18 protein-coding genes are annotated in these 17,645 nt (G+C 60.9%); 1 reads left to right on the top strand and 17 read right to left on the bottom strand.

Annotation, left to right across the window (positions count from 1 at the left end; genetic code table 11):
* Positions 1-28: 28 nt before the first annotated feature.
* The 3 genes from recX to pncC all read right to left on the bottom strand — a co-directional run bounded on the left by recX (position 29) and on the right by pncC (position 2,420).
* The gene (gene recX, locus CYR32_RS06285) at positions 29-625 is read right to left on the bottom strand and encodes a recombination regulator RecX (RefSeq protein WP_101823520.1); all 597 of its coding nucleotides are present in this window, start codon (positions 623-625) and stop codon (positions 29-31) included.
* A gap of 124 nt (positions 626-749) precedes the next feature.
* Complete coding sequence (gene recA / locus CYR32_RS06280) at positions 750-1,814, bottom strand: recombinase RecA (RefSeq protein ID WP_101823519.1); 1,065 nt, start codon at positions 1,812-1,814, stop codon at positions 750-752.
* Between the two features lie 111 nt (positions 1,815-1,925).
* Complete coding sequence (gene pncC / locus CYR32_RS06275; protein WP_101823518.1) at positions 1,926-2,420, bottom strand: nicotinamide-nucleotide amidase; 495 nt, start codon at positions 2,418-2,420, stop codon at positions 1,926-1,928.
* A 261-nt stretch (positions 2,421-2,681) separates the two neighbouring features.
* On the opposite strand from pncC, the gene mutS reads away from it, so the two are divergent.
* Positions 2,682-5,234, top strand: coding sequence for a DNA mismatch repair protein MutS (gene mutS / locus CYR32_RS06270; RefSeq protein WP_101823517.1), 2,553 nt, complete (start codon positions 2,682-2,684; stop codon positions 5,232-5,234).
* 275 nt (positions 5,235-5,509) lie between these two features.
* Here mutS and rpoS read toward each other — a convergent pair whose 3' ends face one another.
* From rpoS to CYR32_RS06200, 14 genes are all read right to left on the bottom strand, one after another.
* Entirely contained in the window at positions 5,510-6,499 is a 990-nt protein-coding gene (gene rpoS, locus CYR32_RS06265; RefSeq protein ID WP_072928996.1) for an RNA polymerase sigma factor RpoS, read from the bottom strand.
* A gap of 51 nt (positions 6,500-6,550) precedes the next feature.
* Positions 6,551-7,567, bottom strand: coding sequence for a murein hydrolase activator NlpD (nlpD, locus tag CYR32_RS06260; RefSeq protein WP_101823560.1), 1,017 nt, complete (start codon positions 7,565-7,567; stop codon positions 6,551-6,553).
* A 244-nt stretch (positions 7,568-7,811) separates the two neighbouring features.
* Complete coding sequence (locus CYR32_RS06255; protein ID WP_101823516.1) at positions 7,812-8,438, bottom strand: protein-L-isoaspartate(D-aspartate) O-methyltransferase; 627 nt, start codon at positions 8,436-8,438, stop codon at positions 7,812-7,814.
* Positions 8,432-9,193 (bottom strand): 5'/3'-nucleotidase SurE, encoded by a 762-nt coding sequence (surE, locus tag CYR32_RS06250; protein WP_101823515.1) that lies wholly within the window; start codon positions 9,191-9,193, stop codon positions 8,432-8,434. The genes CYR32_RS06255 and surE overlap by 7 nt, the downstream gene beginning before the upstream one ends.
* Complete coding sequence (gene truD / locus CYR32_RS06245) at positions 9,174-10,220, bottom strand: tRNA pseudouridine(13) synthase TruD (RefSeq protein ID WP_101823514.1); 1,047 nt, start codon at positions 10,218-10,220, stop codon at positions 9,174-9,176. The genes surE and truD overlap by 20 nt, the downstream gene beginning before the upstream one ends.
* A gap of 4 nt (positions 10,221-10,224) precedes the next feature.
* Complete coding sequence (gene ispF, locus CYR32_RS06240; RefSeq protein WP_101823559.1) at positions 10,225-10,698, bottom strand: 2-C-methyl-D-erythritol 2,4-cyclodiphosphate synthase; 474 nt, start codon at positions 10,696-10,698, stop codon at positions 10,225-10,227.
* On the bottom strand, positions 10,698-11,414 hold the full coding sequence (gene ispD / locus CYR32_RS06235) for a 2-C-methyl-D-erythritol 4-phosphate cytidylyltransferase (protein WP_101823513.1): 717 nt from the start codon (positions 11,412-11,414) through the stop codon (positions 10,698-10,700). Before ispD ends, ispF begins: the two co-directional genes overlap by 1 nt.
* A gap of 4 nt (positions 11,415-11,418) precedes the next feature.
* Positions 11,419-11,739 (bottom strand): cell division protein FtsB, encoded by a 321-nt coding sequence (gene ftsB / locus CYR32_RS06230; RefSeq protein WP_101823512.1) that lies wholly within the window; start codon positions 11,737-11,739, stop codon positions 11,419-11,421.
* A gap of 166 nt (positions 11,740-11,905) precedes the next feature.
* Positions 11,906-12,268 (bottom strand): DUF3561 family protein, encoded by a 363-nt coding sequence (locus tag CYR32_RS06225; protein WP_101823511.1) that lies wholly within the window; start codon positions 12,266-12,268, stop codon positions 11,906-11,908.
* A gap of 60 nt (positions 12,269-12,328) precedes the next feature.
* Positions 12,329-12,931, bottom strand: coding sequence for an adenylyl-sulfate kinase (cysC, locus tag CYR32_RS06220; protein WP_241523754.1), 603 nt, complete (start codon positions 12,929-12,931; stop codon positions 12,329-12,331).
* 2 nt (positions 12,932-12,933) lie between these two features.
* Entirely contained in the window at positions 12,934-14,361 is a 1,428-nt protein-coding gene (gene cysN, locus CYR32_RS06215) for a sulfate adenylyltransferase subunit CysN (protein WP_101823509.1), read from the bottom strand.
* 12 nt (positions 14,362-14,373) lie between these two features.
* Positions 14,374-15,282 carry a sulfate adenylyltransferase subunit CysD gene (gene cysD, locus CYR32_RS06210; protein WP_101823508.1) on the bottom strand — a complete coding sequence of 303 codons (909 nt, stop codon included), beginning with the start codon at positions 15,280-15,282 and terminating at the stop codon, positions 14,374-14,376.
* 9 nt (positions 15,283-15,291) lie between these two features.
* Complete coding sequence (cysG, locus tag CYR32_RS06205; RefSeq protein WP_101823507.1) at positions 15,292-16,710, bottom strand: siroheme synthase CysG; 1,419 nt, start codon at positions 16,708-16,710, stop codon at positions 15,292-15,294.
* A gap of 198 nt (positions 16,711-16,908) precedes the next feature.
* Positions 16,909-17,640, bottom strand: a complete 732-nt coding sequence (locus tag CYR32_RS06200; protein WP_101823506.1) for a phosphoadenylyl-sulfate reductase — start codon at positions 17,638-17,640, stop codon at positions 16,909-16,911.
* Between the last annotated feature and the right edge of the window lie 5 nt (positions 17,641-17,645).

The following is a 17,645-nucleotide window of genomic DNA, read 5'->3' as shown; positions in this document are numbered from 1 at the left end:
TCCGTGGGAAGTAAAATCCAGTATGCGCTCATTCATCAAAATCGCGATAAATTGACTGTATCTCTTCCTGAAAAAAGCCCCGGTATTGCAGAAAACGCTGCACTTTGGCCTTTTCTTTCCACTCTGTCGGCAGTTGCTCACCAAACTTGCGTTCAGCAAGCTCACGCGCCTGCCGGCACCAGTCCACGTCCGTCTCTTCAAAGGCGGTATTAATAAGATCTTTCGCCACCCCTTTTTGCATCAGTTCAGACCGGATGCGCTGGGGGCCATAGCCTTTACGGCTGCGGCTGTTGATGTAGCTCTGTGTGAAACGGGGGTCGTCCAGATAGTGGTGCTCCAGGCAATACGCAATAACCTTCTCCACCAGCAGGGGATCGATCGCTTCAGCCTGATGCGGTACAGGCGCAGGCGCGGGAGAAGTTTCAGCAGCGTCACCGGCACGGCGGGAGGCGTGGCGGGAAAAGGGTGCGCTGCGCCGTGGGGCAATCACGGGCGGGGTTTCCAACTTGCGGCGCAGTTCCGCTTCACTGTGGTCGCGCTGGGAAAGCAGGCGCATCGCCCGTGCAAGCAGGGTATTGAGCTGCTCTTTCTCGGGTCGCACAGGTTGGGAGGGATCATGGCTCATCAGGCACGCTCCTTCGGCATAGCCGGACGGCCAGCCCACAGGGTACGCCCGGGGCCGGCCATCCACATAAAAAAACAGCCAGAGTGTTTGCACACTCTGGCTGGTTCAGCTCAGTAAATGTCGATTAAAACTCTTCGCTCATCTCTGCGCTGTCGTCATCAAGGTTTTCTGTCGCGGTGGCGGCAGCTTCACCGTTGTTAGTCAGCAGCAGCTCACGCAGCTTCTTGTCCAGCTCTGCGGCAACAGCCGGGTTCTCTTTCAGGTAGTTACAGGCATTTGCCTTACCCTGACCGATCTTGTCACCGTTGTAGCTGTACCAGGCACCGGCTTTCTCAACCAGTTTGTGCTTCACGCCCAGGTCGATCAGCTCGCCGTTGATGTTGATCCCTTCACCATACATGATCTGGAACTCAGCCTGCTTGAACGGTGCAGCCACTTTGTTCTTGACCACTTTCACGCGGGTTTCGCTGCCGACGACCACGTCGCCCTCTTTAATCGCACCGATACGGCGGATATCAAGACGCACAGAAGCGTAGAACTTCAGGGCGTTACCCCCGGTGGTGGTTTCCGGGTTACCGAACATCACACCGATCTTCATACGGATCTGGTTGATGAAGATCAGCAGGGTGTTGGCCTGCTTCAGGTTACCGGCCAGCTTACGCATTGCCTGGCTCATCATACGGGCGGCCAGACCCATATGCGAATCACCGATTTCACCTTCGATCTCTGCTTTGGGCGTCAGGGCGGCCACGGAGTCAACGATGATGACGTCAACCGCACCAGAGCGGGTCAGCGCATCACAGATCTCCAGCGCCTGCTCACCGGTATCCGGCTGGGAGCAGAGCAGGTTGTCGATGTCTACGCCCAGTTTCTTGGCGTAGACCGGGTCCAGCGCGTGCTCAGCATCGATGAAGGCACAGGTTTTGCCTTCACGCTGCGCCGCCGCGATGACCTGAAGGGTCAGCGTGGTTTTACCGGAAGATTCCGGGCCGTAAATCTCAACGATACGGCCCATCGGCAGACCGCCCGCGCCCAGCGCGATATCAAGCGACAGAGAACCGGTAGAGATCGTTTCCACGTCCATAGAGCGATCTTCACCGAGGCGCATGATGGAGCCTTTACCAAATTGTTTCTCAATTTGGCCCAGTGCTGCAGCTAACGCCTTTTGCTTATTCTCATCAATAGCCATGTTGACTCCTCTACGGACAGCGGTGGGTCACCCCGGGGCCGTCACTGATTGTAATTTGGTATACTGGAAAACGAGATGAATTATACTGTATACGCATACAGTACCACAAGCTTATTTTTCCAGAAATTCATCGAGTAGGGTTTGCAGCGCGAAAACAGCGGCTTGCATTCTTACCGCCTCGCGGTCGCCGGAAAAGTGCTGCTTAACCGCCACGATCCGGCCATCCTGCGCGGCAAAACCGAACCAGACTGTGCCGACCGGTTTGGCCGCTGTACCGCCGCCCGGCCCGGCAATCCCACTGATGGACACCGCATAGCCGGCACCCGCGGCTTTAAGCGCGCCGACGGCCATTTCCCGGACCACCGCCTCACTGACGGCACCGTGTGCCTGTAAGGTGGACTCCGCCACCCCCAGCATGTCGTGTTTGGCGGCGTTGCTGTAGGTCACAAATCCCCGGTCAAACCAGGCGGAACTGCCGGCAATATCGGTAATGGCTTTGGCCACCAGCCCGCCGGTGCAGGACTCCGCACAGGTCACCCAGGCAGAGGCCGCCTGAAGCCGCTCACCCAGGCGTACACTCAGGGCGTGCAGGTTTTTTTCACTCATCACATATCCTGTCTGTGAAGAAGGTAAGTGGGTCCAATGTTAGCACTTCTCAAGGGAAGCATGAGCGATCCTGCATGATTTTGCGAGACGTGCCGAAGGAGCGGAGAAAAACCCCGGCGATCGGCGCGGATGCGTTTTCAACCCCCGGACCACCTGTTAACATCACGCCTATTCTGATCGAGGCCGGCGGTGTACGGCCCTTCCATTCTCAGGCTGCCGCTCTGCCCTGCAGCCTGCCCCAACCTTATTGCCGTGAAGACTATGGAAAATAACGCTTACGCAGACCATACCCCGATGATGCAGCAATACCTGCGTCTCAAAGCCGAACATCCTGAGATCCTGTTGTTTTACCGGATGGGGGATTTCTACGAGCTTTTTTACGACGATGCCAAGCGTGCTTCCCAGTTACTCGATATCTCCCTGACCAAGCGCGGCCAGTCTGCCGGTGAACCGATCCCGATGGCGGGCGTGCCGCACCATGCGGTGGAAAACTACCTGGCGAAGCTGGTGCAGCTGGGCGAGTCGGTCGCCCTCTGTGAACAGATTGGCGACCCGGCAGCCAGCAAAGGCCCGGTAGAGCGCAAAGTGGTGCGGATTGTCACACCCGGTACCGTCAGCGATGAGGCGCTGCTGAAAGAGCGCCAGGATAACCTGCTGGCCGCCATCTGGCGGGATAGCCGCGGGTTTGGTTACGCCACGCTCGACATCAGCTCCGGCCGTTTCCAGGTGGTGGAGCCGGCCGACAACGAGACGATGGCTGCCGAGTTGCAGCGTACCAATCCGGCGGAGTTGCTTTACCCGGAGAGCTTCCCGGAGATGGCGCTGATCGAGCAGCGCCGCGGCCTGCGCCGCCGCCCCGAGTGGGAGTTCGAGCTCGATACCGCCCGCCAGCAGCTGAACCTGCAATTCGGCACCCGTGACCTGACCGGCTTCGGGGTGGAACAGGCCCCGCAGGCGCTGCGTGCTGCCGGCTGCCTGTTGCAGTATGTGAAAGACACCCAGCGTACTGCCCTGCCCCACATCCGCGGCCTGACCATGGAGCGCCAGCAGGACGGCATCATCATGGATGCCGCCACCCGCCGCAATCTGGAGCTGACGCAAAACCTCGCGGGCGGCACGGAAAATACCCTGTCCGCGATTCTGGATCGCTGCGTCACGCCGATGGGCAGCCGGATGCTGAAACGCTGGCTGCATATGCCGAGCCGCAACCAGACGCTGTTGACCCAGCGCCAGCAAAGCATTGCGGCGTTGCAGGAGATCGTGCCCGATCTTCAGCCCCTGCTGCGGCAGGTCGGGGATCTTGAGCGCATCCTGGCACGGCTTGCCCTGCGCAGCGCCCGCCCGCGCGATCTGGCACGGATGCGCCATGCGATGCAGCAGTTACCGGCACTGCGCGAGCTGCTGACGCCGCTTACCGGCGGTCACCTGCCTGCGCTGCTGGCCCAGACCGGCGAGTTCAGCGAACTGGTGGCGCTGCTTGAGAAAGCCATTATCGACTCCCCGCCGGTGCTGGTGCGTGACGGCGGCGTCATTGCGCCGGGCTACCATGCAGAGCTGGATGAGTGGCGCGCGCTGGCTGACGGTGCCACCGATTATCTGGATCGTCTGGAGATCCGGGAGCGGGAGAAGCTGGGCCTCGACACCCTGAAAGTCGGCTTTAACGGGGTGCACGGCTACTTTATTCAGGTCAGCCGTGGCCAGAGCCACTTGGTGCCGATGCACTATGTGCGCCGCCAGACGCTGAAAAACGCTGAGCGCTACATCATCCCTGAGCTGAAAGAGTATGAAGACAAGGTTCTGACCTCCAAAGGCAAAGCGCTGGCGCTGGAGAAGTCGCTTTACGATGAGCTGTTCGACCTGCTGCTGCCGCACCTGCCCGAGCTGCAACAGAGTGCGGCAGCGCTGGCAGAGCTGGATGTACTGAGCAACCTGGCAGAGCGGGCCGATACCCTGAACTATGCCTGCCCTGCCCTGAGCGATCAGCCCGGTATCCGTATCACCGGCGGCCGCCACCCGGTGGTGGAGCAGGTGTTGAAAGATCCGTTTATCGCCAACCCGCTAACACTCTCTCCGGGGCGGCGGATGCTGATCATCACCGGCCCCAACATGGGCGGGAAAAGTACCTATATGCGCCAGGCGGCGCTGATTGTGCTGATGGCGCATATCGGCAGTTTTGTCCCGGCTGAGGCGGCGACCATCGGCCCGGTGGACCGCATTTTCACCCGCGTCGGGGCAGCGGACGATCTCGCGTCAGGCCGCTCAACCTTTATGGTGGAGATGACAGAAACCGCCAACATCCTGCATAACGCCACCGAAAACAGCCTGGTGCTGATGGATGAGGTCGGCCGCGGCACCTCCACCTATGACGGCCTCTCCCTGGCCTGGGCCTGTGCGGAGAGCCTCGCAAGCCGCATTAAAGCCATGACGCTGTTTGCCACCCACTATTTCGAGCTGACCACCCTGCCGGAAAAAATGGAAGGCGTGGTGAACATCCACCTGGACGCCGTAGAGCATGGGGACACCATTGCCTTTATGCACAATGTGCAGGAGGGCGCAGCCAGCAAAAGTTACGGTCTGGCAGTGGCCTCGCTGGCCGGGGTGCCGCGTGATGTGATTAAGCGCGCCCGGCAGAAGTTGCGTGAGCTGGAAACCCTTTCCAACCAGGCGGCAGCCAGCCATGTGGACAGCGCCCAGCTGACGTTGCTGAGCGAGGAGACATCCCCGGCGGTGGAAGCACTGGAAGCGCTCGATCCTGACACCCTCTCCCCACGTCAGGCTCTGGAGTGGATCTACCGTCTGAAGAATATGGTGTAAGGAAAACGGCGCGTAAGAACGGGGCGTGCGGGGAAAGCGTACAGGGCAGATCATTCTGCCCTGTAAGGATCCTGCCTCCCCCGGGCTGTGATCCTCAGGATCCAGCCTCCGATCGCGGCGATCGCAGCTCTTTTATGTGCCGTACCCTTTTTCGCAGGCATAAAAAAACGGCGGGCAAGATGCCCACCGTTTTTAAGGTACTTCCTTCAATGAATCATTAACTTCCTGAGCAGGTTAATGATTCACGGCTTTTCCAGAGCAGAGAGGCGGACCGCTTATTCGCGGAACAGCGCTTCGATGCTCAGCCCCTGACCCTGCAGAATTTCACGCAGGCGGCGCAGACCTTCAACCTGAATCTGACGGACACGTTCACGAGTCAAACCAATTTCACGGCCCACATCTTCCAGTGTGGCAGCTTCGTAGCCCAAGAGGCCGAAACGACGCGCCAGCACTTCACGCTGTTTGGCGTTCAGTTCGAACAGCCATTTAACGATGCTTTGTTTCATATCATCGTCTTGCGTGGTGTCTTCCGGACCGTTGTCTTTCTCGTCTGCCAGAATATCCAGCAGCGCTTTCTCTGAGTCGCCACCCAGTGGCGTATCTACCGACGTGATGCGCTCATTAAGGCGCAACATGCGGCTTACATCATCAACCGGTTTGTCGAGTTGCTCGGCAATCTCTTCCGCACTCGGTTCATGATCCAACTTGTGAGAAAGTTCACGCGCAGTACGCAGATAAACGTTCAGCTCTTTCACGATGTGGATCGGCAGACGGATCGTACGGGTTTGATTCATGATCGCCCGTTCGATGGTCTGGCGGATCCACCAGGTTGCATAGGTAGAAAATCGGAAGCCGCGCTCCGGGTCGAATTTTTCAACGGCACGGATCAGGCCAAGGTTACCTTCCTCGATCAGATCCAAGAGTGCCAGACCACGGTTGCTGTAACGGCGGGCGATTTTAACTACCAGACGTAAGTTACTTTCAATCATCCGGCGGCGGGACGGCACGTCACCGCGCAGTGCACGCCGCGCGAAGTAAACCTCTTCCTCTGCGGTCAGAAGAGGCGAATAACCAATTTCTCCGAGATACAGTTGAGTTGCATCCAGCACTCGTTGGCTCACAGCTTGTGATAACAGTTCTTCCTCAGAAGCCTCGTTATCAACAGGCTCTTCAACGAGCGCTTTCTCGTCAAAGTTCTCACCGCCGTTCTCGTCGAAATCCGCGTCATCATGTAACTCGTTAACTTTCAGCGTACTTTGGCTCATAAGCTGCTCCTACCCGTGATCCCGAGGCAGAATACAGGGATTCTGCCCAATTTATCGCTGCGGAAGATAACGCAGCGGGTTTACGGATTTCCCCTTGTAACGAATTTCAAAATGTAATCTTACTGAACTGGTTCCGGTGCTACCCATGGTCGCGATTTTTTGACCCGCCTGCACTTCTTGTTGTTCCCGGACCAGCATTGTGTCGTTATGTGCATAGGCGCTCAGGTAATCATCATTGTGTTTAATGATGATCAGATTACCGTAACCGCGAAGCGCATTCCCTGCATACACTACACGCCCACTGGCGGTAGCAACGATGGACTGGCCACGCGAACCGGCAATATCGATCCCCTTGTTGCCTCCCTCAGATGCTGAGAAGCTATCGATAATTTTACCGTCAGTAGGCCATCTCCAGCTGCTTACCGGTGTGCCGGTATTCGCTGTACTGCTGACGGTAGTGCTCGGCGCGGTAACAGGAGCAGTCGTAGCAACCACCGCTCCCGATGAAGGCAACATCTTACCTACATTCTGTTTACCAGAACTAGCAGAATACGCGGTAGTTGGACGAGAATCAACCGTTGCGCTTTGGATCTGCGTGCTGGAAGGCGGTTTCGGTACCCCACCGCGGGTAGCGTCTGAGGCCACCAAAGCCCCGCCGGTACTGGCTCCGGAGGAGACATTATTAATCTGAATCGTTTGCCCAACATTTAAGCTATAAGGGGCAGAAATATTATTGCGTGCGGCGAGATCGCGGAAGTCATTGCCGGTGATCCAGGCAATGTAGAACAGGGTATCGCCCCGTTTTACCGTGTAGGTGCTGCCGGTGTAACTGCCTTTGGGAATGGAATTATAGCTGCGATTATAGACAATCCGCCCTCCCGGCCCGACCTGGCTGCCGCCCTGTGGGGACGGGCTGCCCATCATGCCGCCCTGGCTGCTGCCACCGCCGCCGACGTTAGAAATGGGTGCGGAGGTGGAGGCGTTGTTGGAGCATCCCGCCAACCATAAACTCACTACTGTACATGCCGCAATGCGACGCAATGTCATAACCGGGCTTCCCGTGCTCATCATTCCCCCATAACAGCAATATCAGTGAACTATCCAAAAAACCTTATCAATCCGCCGCGAAAAGGCAACAGGCCCGCCCTGCGCGCGGTAAGGTCCCTCACAACTGCCGCAGCGGACAGCAAGAGAGAAAAACGCTGCCACGGATGCTATCAACATCGCCGGTGCAGCACCATAGGAGAGTAGTACGGAATTTTTTATTGCCGGCCGGGCGTTAAGCCCGGCGGCAGAGAAGAGCAAGGGTGAATCAGGCCAGATCCCCTTTGACCATCGGCACAAAGCGCACCGCCTCAATGGTCTCGACCTTGAATTCATTGTTTTTGCGTTGGATGCGTTGCAGAAGTTGTGAGTGCTCACCCACCGGGAGAACCAGGATCCCGCCCTCATCCAGTTGCTCCAGCAACGGCTGGGGCACTTCGGGCGGCGCGGCAGTCACGATAATGGCATCGAACGGCGCGCGTGCGGGCCAGCCGAGCCAGCCGTCGCCATGGCGGGTGGAGATGTTATGCAGATCAAGCTGCTTAAAGCGGCGCTTGGCCTGCCACTGCAACCCTTTGATGCGCTCAACCGAGCAGACGTGATCGACCAGATGCGCCAGAATCGCCGTCTGGTAGCCGGAGCCGGTGCCGATCTCCAGCACCCGCGAGCCGGGCGAAAGCTGCAGCAGATCGGTCATCCGCGCCACCATGTAAGGCTGGGAGATGGTCTGGCCGGAGCCGATCGGCAGCGCCGTGTTTTCATAGGCTTTGTGCTCCAGCGCCTCATCCACGAAACGCTCCCGCGGCACTGCCTCTATCGCCTGCAGCAACCGCTCATCCTGAATGCCCTGCTGGCGGAGCTGGTCCAGCAGAATTCGCATACGACTGTTCACCATTCCCCGTTGACCTCGGCGTTGGTTAACCATCTCTCCACAACATCCTGTGCCGCGTAGGCCGTTAAATCGACCTGAAGCGGTGTGATGGACACATATCCCTCTTCCAGTGCAGCAAAATCGGTGCCCGGCGCATAATCAAATTTTGCGCCCGGCGGGCCGATCCACCATAAATCCTGACCGCGCGGGTCTTGCTGGTGAATCACCTGATCGGCCGGGTGGCGGCTGCCGCAGCGGGTCACCTTGATGCCCTTGATGGCAGACAGCGGCAGATCCGGCACATTGATGTTCAGGATCTTGCCGGTTCGCAGCGGTTCGCGCTGCAATCCCCGCAGGATCGCACAAGTTACCGCAGCGGCGGTCTCATAGTGCTGATGCCCGTCCAGGGAGACCGCCAGCGCCGGAAAGCCCAGGTGCCGCCCCTCGGTGGCCGCAGCCACGGTGCCGGAGTAGATCACATCATCACCGAGGTTCGCCCCGGCATTAATGCCGGAGACTACAATATCGGGCCGCGGCCGCATCAGCTGGTTGACGCCCAGATAGACGCAATCCGTAGGGGTGCCCTGCTGCACGGCGATGTCACCGTTGGGCAGTGCCAGCGTACGCAGCGGCGCATCCAGCGTCAGCGCATTGGAGGCACCGCTGCGGTTGCGGTCGGGAGCCACCACCTGCACCTCGGCAAACTGCCTGAGCGCCGCCGCCAGGGTCTGAATCCCCGGCGCGCTGACGCCATCATCGTTACTCAGTAAGATCCGCATTACCGTTGTCCTGCCGCAGGATTTCACGTACCACACTGGTGGCGAAGCTGCCGGCCGGCAGCCAGAAATTCAGCTCAAGGGTGACATCGTCCCACCAGTTCCACTGCATCTGTTGCGGGTAGAGCAGCAGCGCACGCCGCGCCGGCTCAACCCGCTCGCGCTTCAGCAGGCCGAGCAGATCGCCCTGTTGGGCCAGGCAGGCCTGCTCCAGCGCTTCGGCGGCCGCCTGGGTGCCCAGCTCGCCGTCACCCGGCAACGGGGCGGTAATCTGTAACTCGCCCGCCTCCAGGCGCGCCTGAAGCGTCGCCAGTTCGTCCGCTTTCGCCACGAACCAGCTTCCGCGCCCGCTGAGTTGCAGGGCATCGCCCTCCAGCACGGTGCGGTGCAGCCCCTGCGCCAGCCGTTCAGCGGCGATCAGGTTGAACATCGCGCTGCGGCTGGCGGAGAGGTAAAAACTGCGCTTGCTGCGCTCTTTCACGCGGATCTCGTCACGCGCCCAGCGTGCGGCCTGCACCAGATTGTTGCCGCCATGCCCGAAACGCTGCACGCCGAAGTAGTTCGGCACCCCCTGCTCTGCAATGCGCGCCAGCCGCTGCTCCACGTCCGCCCGGTCAGTGACCTGACGCAACACCAGCGTAAAGGCGTTGCCTTTCAGCGCGCCGATGCGCAGCTTGCGGCGCTGGCGGGCACTGGTAAGCACTTCGCACCCTTCGAGCTGAAACGCCGCAAGATCGGGCGCCTCTTTGCCGGGAAGATGCAGGCAGAACCACTGCTCAGTGACCGCATGGCGATCTTTCAGCCCGGCGTAGCTGACGGCGCGGGCGGGAATGCCGGCGAAGCGCGCCAGCGCCTCCGCCACGAACTGGGTATTGCAGCCGTTTTTGCGGATGCGCACCAGCAGGTGCTCGCCCTCGCCATCCGGCTCGAAGCCCAGATCCTCACGCACCTGGAAATCTTCCGGGTTGGCCTTCAGCAGGCCGCCGGAACGCGGTTCGCCGTGCAGCCAGGTCAGCGTTGTCATATCCATCACATCAGGCCTTGATCAGCAGCGCGACGGCCGCACAGGCGATGCCCTCACCGCGCCCGGTAAAGCCGAGCTGCTCGGTAGTGGTGGCCTTCACGTTGACATCATCCATATGGCACTGCAAATCCTCGGCCAGGTTGACCCGCATCTGCGGGATATGCGGGGCCATTTTCGGTGCCTGCGCAATCAGGGTGATGTCGAGGTTACCGAGGCGGTAGCCTTTCGCCAGAATGCGGCGGTAGGCCTCACGCAGCAGGGCGCGGCTGTCTGCGCCTTTGTACGCCGGGTCGGTGTCCGGGAAGAGCTTGCCGATGTCTCCCAGCGCCGCCGCGCCCAGCAGCGCATCGGTGGCCGCATGCAGCGCCACGTCGCCGTCGGAGTGCGCCAGCAGCCCCTGAGGGTACGGAATACGCACGCCGCCGATCACCAGTGGGCCTTCCCCACCAAATTTATGTACATCAAATCCGTGACCGATACGCATCATGCGTGCTCCTGTGTTGAAAAATGAGAAAGATAAAATGCCGCCAGCGCCAGATCTTCCGGCTGCGTCACTTTGATGTTGTCCGCGCGGCCGGGCACCAGCTGCGGATGGTAACCACAATACTCCAGCGCCGAGGCTTCGTCCGTGATGGTGGCCCCCTCGCTCAGCGCCCGGCTGAGGCAGGCTTTGAGCAGCGCCAGCGGGAAGAGCTGCGGCGTCAGGGCGTGCCACAGGTTCTGCCGGTCAACGGTGTGCGCCACGGCCGCCACGCCCGCTTCGGCGCGCTTCATGGTGTCCCGCACCGGGGCCGCCAGGATACCGCCAACCTCGCTGGTGGCGGTGATCGCCAGCAGGCGCGCCAGATCGTCCTGATGCAGGCAGGGGCGCGCGGCGTCATGCACCAGCACCCAGGCCGCGTCGCCGGCGCATGCCAGCCCCGCCAGCACGGAGTCGGCCCGCTCTGCCCCGCCCGACACTACGTGAATCCGCGGGTCTGCGGCAATCGGCAAAGACGTAAAGTGCGTGTCCTGCGGGCTGACGGCCACAATCACCCGGCTGATGCGCGGGTGGCGCAGCAGCGCCGCGATGGCGTGCTCAATCAGGGTCTGGTGGCCGATGGTGAGGTACTGCTTCGGGCATTGTGCCTGCATACGGCTGCCGATTCCGGCGGCCGGCACAACGGCAATGATCTCTGGAAGGGAACCTGCGTTGTTCATCTGATTAGTGTGCGTTGTTTTGCGCAGACGCGGTGGTTGCGCTGCGTTTGGATTGGTCAGGCACCAGCCGGTAGAAGGTCTCACCCGGTTTGATCATCCCGAGTTCGTTGCGCGCGCGCTCTTCGATCGCTTCCTGACCGCCGTTCAAATCATCTATTTCAGCAAAAAGCTGATCGTTCCGTGATTTCAGCTTGGCGTTATTGGCCTTCTGGACCGTAACGTCATCATCCACCCGGACATAATCGTGAATACCATTCTTGCCCAGCCACAGTGAATACTGGAGCCAGCCAAGTAAAATCAATAACAGCAGCGTTAATTTGCCCATGCCCGCCCCCTGAAAAACCCGGCAATCATCCCATAACTTTACGTTCGACTCCACATGCGCAATGCATTGGCCGGGAGAATAGATCGCGGATTCCGCACAGATAACCGGTGGTGCCGGCGGCAGGCCGGGGAAAAGCAGGGAAAACGGCAGACAGCGGCGGCAGGGCTTACCAACCGGTCAGAAACGAGAAGAGCAGCCAGAAGAGGCAGATCACCACCGCACCGCTCAGCAGCAACGTCAGCAGCACATGGCCGCGCAGCAGCATACTGATGGCGATGCCCGCCAGCACCGAGACCGGCATCAGCGTCAGAAAGAACGGCCAGGTATAGAGCAGGAAAAACAGGGTATTGGCACCATACACCACAAAAGGAAGGGCAAAAGCGAGCCAGTAGAAGACGAACCCCGCGCTGCCGCCCAGAAAGGAGTAAGAAGGCTCCTCGCCGTCACGCCGTTCAGCCACCGGGCGCGAAGGCCGCGACGGCGCATTGGCCTCGCGGCCGGCAGGGGAATAGGGGCGGATAGTCTGCATACGGTGATCCCTGTGGTCTCAGTGCGGCCCTGCGCGCGAAGGCGCGGGGCCACAGCCGGTTCAGGGTTCGATAATAACGCGGCGACGCAGAACGTCTAACATTTGCTCTACTAAATTTGTTACTAATTGTTCACCTTTCAGATGGATATCAGGGGCTTCTGGCGCTTCGTAAACCGAGTCAATCCCGGTGAAGTTTTTCAGCTCCCCGGCGCGCGCTTTCTTATATAAGCCTTTGGGATCGCGCGCTTCACAGAGTGCCAGCGGCGTATCCACAAACACTTCAATAAAGCGGTCGCCGAGCAGCTCGCGCACCATCTGCCGCTCTGCCCGGTGCGGGGAGATAAAGGCGGTGAGCACCACCAGCCCGGCATCCACCATCAGCTTCGCCACCTCCCCGACCCGGCGGATATTTTCCCGCCGGTCATCATCGGAGAAGCCGAGGTCGCGGCACAGCCCGTGGCGCACATTATCCCCATCCAGCAGATAGGTGCTGACGCCGTGGGCGTGCAACGCCTGCTCCAGCGCCCCGGCCACCGTGGACTTGCCGGAGCCTGACAGCCCGGTGAACCAGAGCACCGTGCCCTGGTGGCGGTGCAGCGCCTCACGGTCCGCACGTGCGACGGCGTGCGGGTGCCAGACGATGTTTTCGTCGCGGTCAGACACGTTTATTTACCACCCAGCAGGTCACGCGCACCCCAGTGCGGGAAGTGGCGGCGCACCAGCGCGTTCAGCTCCAGCTCAAAGGCGCTGAAGGCACGCGGCTCTTCGAACACGGTCTCGAGCGCTTCACGCACCATGCCTGCACCCACGGTGACGTTGGTCAGGCGATCGATAAAGATCATCCCGCCGGTCACGGCGTTGGCCTGGTAGTTGTCCAGCATCAGCGGCTCATCGAAGGTGAGTTCCACCAGCCCGATGCCGTTCAGCGGCAGGTTTTCCACCACGCGCTGGGTCAGGGAGTTGATCTCCACCTGATACTGGATGTTCTCCACCCGCGCGCGTGATTTCTTGCCCGCGACCTTGATGTCATAACTCTGCCCCGGCACCAGCGGCTGTTCGGCCATCCACACCACATCCACCAGCGCATGGTACACCGGCTTCAGGGTGTCGGCCGCGTCTACCAGCAGGTCACCGCGGCTGATGTCGATCTCATCCTTCAGTACCAGCGTGATCGCCTCACCTGCCCAGGCTTCCTGCAGGTCGCCGTCGAAGGTGACGATGCGCGCCACCGTGGACTCCACGCCTGACGGCAGCACTTTCACCCGCTGGCCGACCCGTACCACCCCGGCGGCCAGGGTGCCGGCATAGCCGCGGAAGTCGAGGTTCGGGCGGTTGACGTACTGCACCGGGAAGCGCAGCGGCTGCTGTTCGCTGACGTTGATGACGTTGACCGTCTCCAGCAGCTCCAGCAGCGTCGGGCCGGTATACCAGCCCATTTTGCTGCTCTGGGTGGCGACGTTGTCCCCTTCCAGCGCAGACATCGGCACGAATTTGATGTCGAGATCCGCCGGCAGTTGCTGGGCGAAATCGAGGTAGTCCTGCTTGAACTGCTCGTAGACGGTTTCGCTGTACTCCACCAGATCCATCTTGTTCACCGCCACCACCAGGTGACGGATGCCCAGCAGCGTGGCGATGAAGCTGTGACGGCGGGTCTGGTCCAGTACCCCTTTGCGGGCGTCGATCAGCAGGATCGCCAGATCGCAGGTCGAGGCACCGGTCGCCATGTTGCGGGTGTACTGCTCATGCCCCGGCGTGTCCGCGATGATAAATTTGCGCTTCTCCGTGGAGAAGTAGCGGTACGCCACATCGATGGTGATGCCCTGCTCGCGCTCGGCCTGGAGGCCGTCCACCAGCAGCGCCAGGTCGAGTTTCTCGCCCTGGGTGCCGTGGCGTTTGCTGTCGTTGTGCAGCGAGGAGAGCTGGTCCTCATAAATCTGGCGGGTGTCGTGCAGCAGGCGGCCGATCAGCGTGGATTTGCCGTCATCGACGCTGCCGCAGGTCAGGAAACGCAGCAGGCTTTTGTGCTGCTGGCTCTTCAGGTAGCCTTCTACGCCACCCTGTTCGGCGATCTGTTGTGCAATTGCATTATTCATCTGGCGTGTTCCTTAGAAATATCCCTGACGCTTTTTCAACTCCATCGACCCGGCCTGATCGCGGTCGATGGCGCGCCCCTGGCGCTCACTGGTGGTGGAGACCAGCATCTCTTCGATGATCTCCGGCAGCGTTTGCGCTTCGGACTCCACCGCGCCGGTCAGCGGCCAGCAGCCGAGGGTACGGAAGCGCACCATCTTCTGCGTAATCACTTCGCCCGGTTGCAGGTCGATGCGGTCATCATCCACCATCAGCAGCATGCCGTCGCGCTCCAGCACCGGGCGCGGCGCGGCGAGGTAGAGCGGCACAATCTCGATGTTTTCCAGGTAGATATATTGCCAGATGTCCAGCTCCGTCCAGTTCGACAGCGGGAAGACGCGGATGCTCTCCCCTTTGTTGATCTGGCCGTTGTAGTTATGCCACAGCTCCGGGCGCTGGTTTTTCGGGTCCCAGCGGTGGAAGCGGTCGCGGAAGGAGTAAATGCGCTCTTTCGCGCGGGATTTCTCCTCATCGCGGCGCGCGCCGCCGAACGCGGCATCAAAGCCGTATTTGTTCAGCGCCTGTTTCAGCCCTTCGGTTTTCATGATGTCGGTGTGCTTGGCGCTGCCGTGTACGAACGGGTTGATGCCCATCGCCACCCCTTCCGGGTTTTTGTGCACCAGCAGTTCGCAGCCGTAGTTTTTGGCGGTGCGGTCGCGGAACTCGTACATCTCGCGGAATTTCCAGCCGGTATCCACATGCAGCAGCGGGAACGGCAGGGTGCCCGGGTAGAAGGCTTTGCGCGCCAGGTGCAGCATCACCGACGAGTCTTTCCCGATGGAGTAGAGCATCACCGGGTTACCGAATTCAGCGGCGACCTCACGGATGATATGGATGCTCTCCGCCTCCAGTTGCCGCAAATGTGTGAGTCGTTTTTCGTCCATAACAGATCCTTAAGCCAAATTCACGACGGACGGGCGTTGGAAGCCGTCCGCCTGCGGTTGATGCCCAAACCAGGCGAGTTGCGAATGGAGTGAGACCACTTCGCCAATCACCAGCAAAGCTGGTGTGGGTGCCTGTTGAGCCAGAATATCGAGCTGCGCCAGGGTGCCGGTCAGCACCTGCTGGTCGGCGCGGGTGCCGCGGCCGATCACCGCCACCGGCGTGTCGGCGGCGCGGCCGTGGGCGATCAGCTGCGTGCTGATCTCCGCCGCCTTGACGGTGCCCATGTAGATCGCCAGCGTCTGGCGGCTGCGGGCCAGCGTCGCCCAGTCGAAGGCGTCGCCGTCCGGGCGGCAGTGGCCGGTAATAAACTGCACGCTCTGGGCGTGGTCGCGGTGGGTCAGCGGGATACCAGCGTAGGCGGTAGCCCCGGCCGCCGCAGTGACGCCCGGCACCACCTGGAACGGGATACCGGCGGCCTTCACCGCCTGCAGCTCCTCGCCGCCGCGCCCGAAGATGAACGGGTCACCGCCTTTAAGGCGCACCACCCGTTTGCCCTTCAGCGCCAGCTCCACCAGCAGGCGGTTGGTCTCCTCCTGCGCCACCGAGTGCGCCCCGGCACGCTTGCCGACGCAGATGCGGTCGGCGTCACGGCGCACCAGCTCCAGCACCTCGTCGCTGACCAGGTGGTCATACAGCACCACGTCAGCCTGCTGCATCACCTGCAGACCGCGCAGGGTCAGCAGCCCGGCGTCGCCCGGCCCTGCCCCCACCAGCGTCACCTGCCCGCCCTCTTTCTGGTGCTGCATCAGGGTTTCCCCCAACGCCTGCTCCGCCAGCTCAGGCTGGCCGCTCTCCACCAGCGCGGCAAAGCGGCCGCCGAAGGCTTTCTCCCAGAAGCGGCGGCGTTCCGTCATGGAGCGCAGCTGGTCTTTCACCCGGCCGCGCCAGTTGCCGGCGATCTCCGCCATGGTGCCGAGGCTGGCAGGCAGCAGCGCTTCCAGCTTCTCGCGCAGCATACGCGCCAGCACCGGCGCTGTGCCGCTGGAGGAGATGGCAACGACCAGCGGTGAACGGTCAACAATCGACGGGAAGATAAAGGAGCACTTCGGCTGGTCATCCACCACGTTTGCCAGCACCCGGCGGCGGTCTGCTTCGTCAAAGACGGCGGCATTCAGGGCGTTGTCGTCAGTGGCGGCAATCACCAGGAACACGTCATCGAGTTGGGCGGGATCAAAGGCTTCCGCCAGCCAGATGACCTGCTGCTGGTCATGGCGGGCCTGGAGTTCAGGGTGAAGCGCCTGCGCCACTATCCGCACTTCCGCACCTGCGCGCAGAAGTAATTCGATTTTGCGCGAGGCGACTTCGCCGCCGCCCACCACCAGAACCGGACGTTGTTTGAGGTCGGCAAAAAGGGGGAGATAGTCCACAACAGCCTTTACATAGCTAAAAAATTGATAACGAGACTATACGGTGTGCCCTTCCGCCTTATGAAATGACGAAATGGAATGATTAGTTCCTTTATGGAATATAGGGGCAACAATACGCGGGGCAAATGAATACCGCAGGCAGCAGGCAATAAAAAAGCGCGGCCCCCTGCAGGGCCGCGCTTTTGTGACTGCGGGGGCTTACTCGTGCAGGCCGCACTCACGTTTCAGGCCGAAGAAGCGGGTCTCTTCCTCTTTCATGCCCGGCTCCCACTTTTTGGTGGTGTGGGTGTCGCCCACCGAGAGGTAACCCTGCTCCCACAATGGGTGGTAGCTCAGGCCGTGCTGCTTCAGGTAGCGGTAGACCTGCTGGTTGTCCCAGTCGATGATCGGCAACACCTTGAACACCCCGCGCTGCACCGCCAGCACCGGCAGGTGCGCCCGGCTGCCGGACTGCTCGCGGCGCAGCCCGGCAAACCAGGTGCCCGCCCCCAGCGTTTCCATGGCGCGGTTCATCGGCTCCACTTTGTTGAGCTGGTTGTAGCGCTCAATCCCTTCGACGCCCTGCTCCCAGAGCTTGCCGTAGCGTGCTTCCTGCCAGGCGGGCGACTGCTCCGCCCGGAAGACCTTCAGGTTCAGGTTGAGCTGCTCGGTGAGCGCGTCGATGAACTGGTAAGTCTCCGGGAAGAGGTAGCCGGTGTCGGTCAGGATCACCGGGATGTCCGGGCGCTGGCGCGTCACCAGGTGCAGGCAGACCGCCGCCTGAATGCCGAAGCTGGAGGAGAGCACAAACTCCCCCGGCAGCTGCTCCAGCGCCCAGGCCACACGCTGTTCGGCGCTCAGCGCCTCCAGGGCGGCGTTGGCCTCTGCCAATGCCAGTGCCTGGCCGGATTTCGGCAAGGCGTTCAGTTCTGCCAGATTAAAGTGCGACATCAGTG

Origin of the sequence: Chimaeribacter coloradensis (assembly GCF_002858715.1) — a bacterium.
Classification (GTDB): Bacteria; Pseudomonadota; Gammaproteobacteria; order Enterobacterales; family Enterobacteriaceae; genus Chimaeribacter; species Chimaeribacter coloradensis.
The sequence above is the reverse complement of the archived record's forward strand: the minus strand, read 5'-3'. Positions and strand labels throughout refer to the sequence as shown.

Bases quoted from the DNA above. Each gene is read 5' to 3' on its own strand.
- cysD (WP_101823508.1), bottom strand. From the start codon at position 15,282: ATGGACGAAAAACGACTCACACATTTGCGGCAACTGGAGGCGGAGAGC.
- truD (WP_101823514.1), bottom strand. From the start codon at position 10,220: ATGGATATGACAACGCTGACCTGGCTGCACGGCGAACCGCGTTCCGGC.
- CYR32_RS06225 (WP_101823511.1), bottom strand. From the start codon at position 12,268: ATGCAGACTATCCGCCCCTATTCCCCTGCCGGCCGCGAGGCCAATGCG.
- recA (WP_101823519.1), bottom strand. From the start codon at position 1,814: ATGGCTATTGATGAGAATAAGCAAAAGGCGTTAGCTGCAGCACTGGGC.
- ispD (WP_101823513.1), bottom strand. From the start codon at position 11,414: ATGAACAACGCAGGTTCCCTTCCAGAGATCATTGCCGTTGTGCCGGCC.
- surE (WP_101823515.1), bottom strand. From the start codon at position 9,193: ATGCGGATCTTACTGAGTAACGATGATGGCGTCAGCGCGCCGGGGATT.
- ispF (WP_101823559.1), bottom strand. From the start codon at position 10,698: ATGCGTATCGGTCACGGATTTGATGTACATAAATTTGGTGGGGAAGGC.
- ftsB (WP_101823512.1), bottom strand. From the start codon at position 11,739: ATGGGCAAATTAACGCTGCTGTTATTGATTTTACTTGGCTGGCTCCAG.
- recX (WP_101823520.1), bottom strand. From the start codon at position 625: ATGAGCCATGATCCCTCCCAACCTGTGCGACCCGAGAAAGAGCAGCTC.
- CYR32_RS06200 (WP_101823506.1), bottom strand. From the start codon at position 17,640: ATGTCGCACTTTAATCTGGCAGAACTGAACGCCTTGCCGAAATCCGGC.
- CYR32_RS06255 (WP_101823516.1), bottom strand. From the start codon at position 8,438: ATGGTGAACAGTCGTATGCGAATTCTGCTGGACCAGCTCCGCCAGCAG.
- cysN (WP_101823509.1), bottom strand. From the start codon at position 14,361: ATGAATAATGCAATTGCACAACAGATCGCCGAACAGGGTGGCGTAGAA.
- mutS (WP_101823517.1), top strand. From the start codon at position 2,682: ATGGAAAATAACGCTTACGCAGACCATACCCCGATGATGCAGCAATAC.
- pncC (WP_101823518.1), bottom strand. From the start codon at position 2,420: ATGAGTGAAAAAAACCTGCACGCCCTGAGTGTACGCCTGGGTGAGCGG.
- rpoS (WP_072928996.1), bottom strand. From the start codon at position 6,499: ATGAGCCAAAGTACGCTGAAAGTTAACGAGTTACATGATGACGCGGAT.
- nlpD (WP_101823560.1), bottom strand. From the start codon at position 7,567: ATGAGCACGGGAAGCCCGGTTATGACATTGCGTCGCATTGCGGCATGT.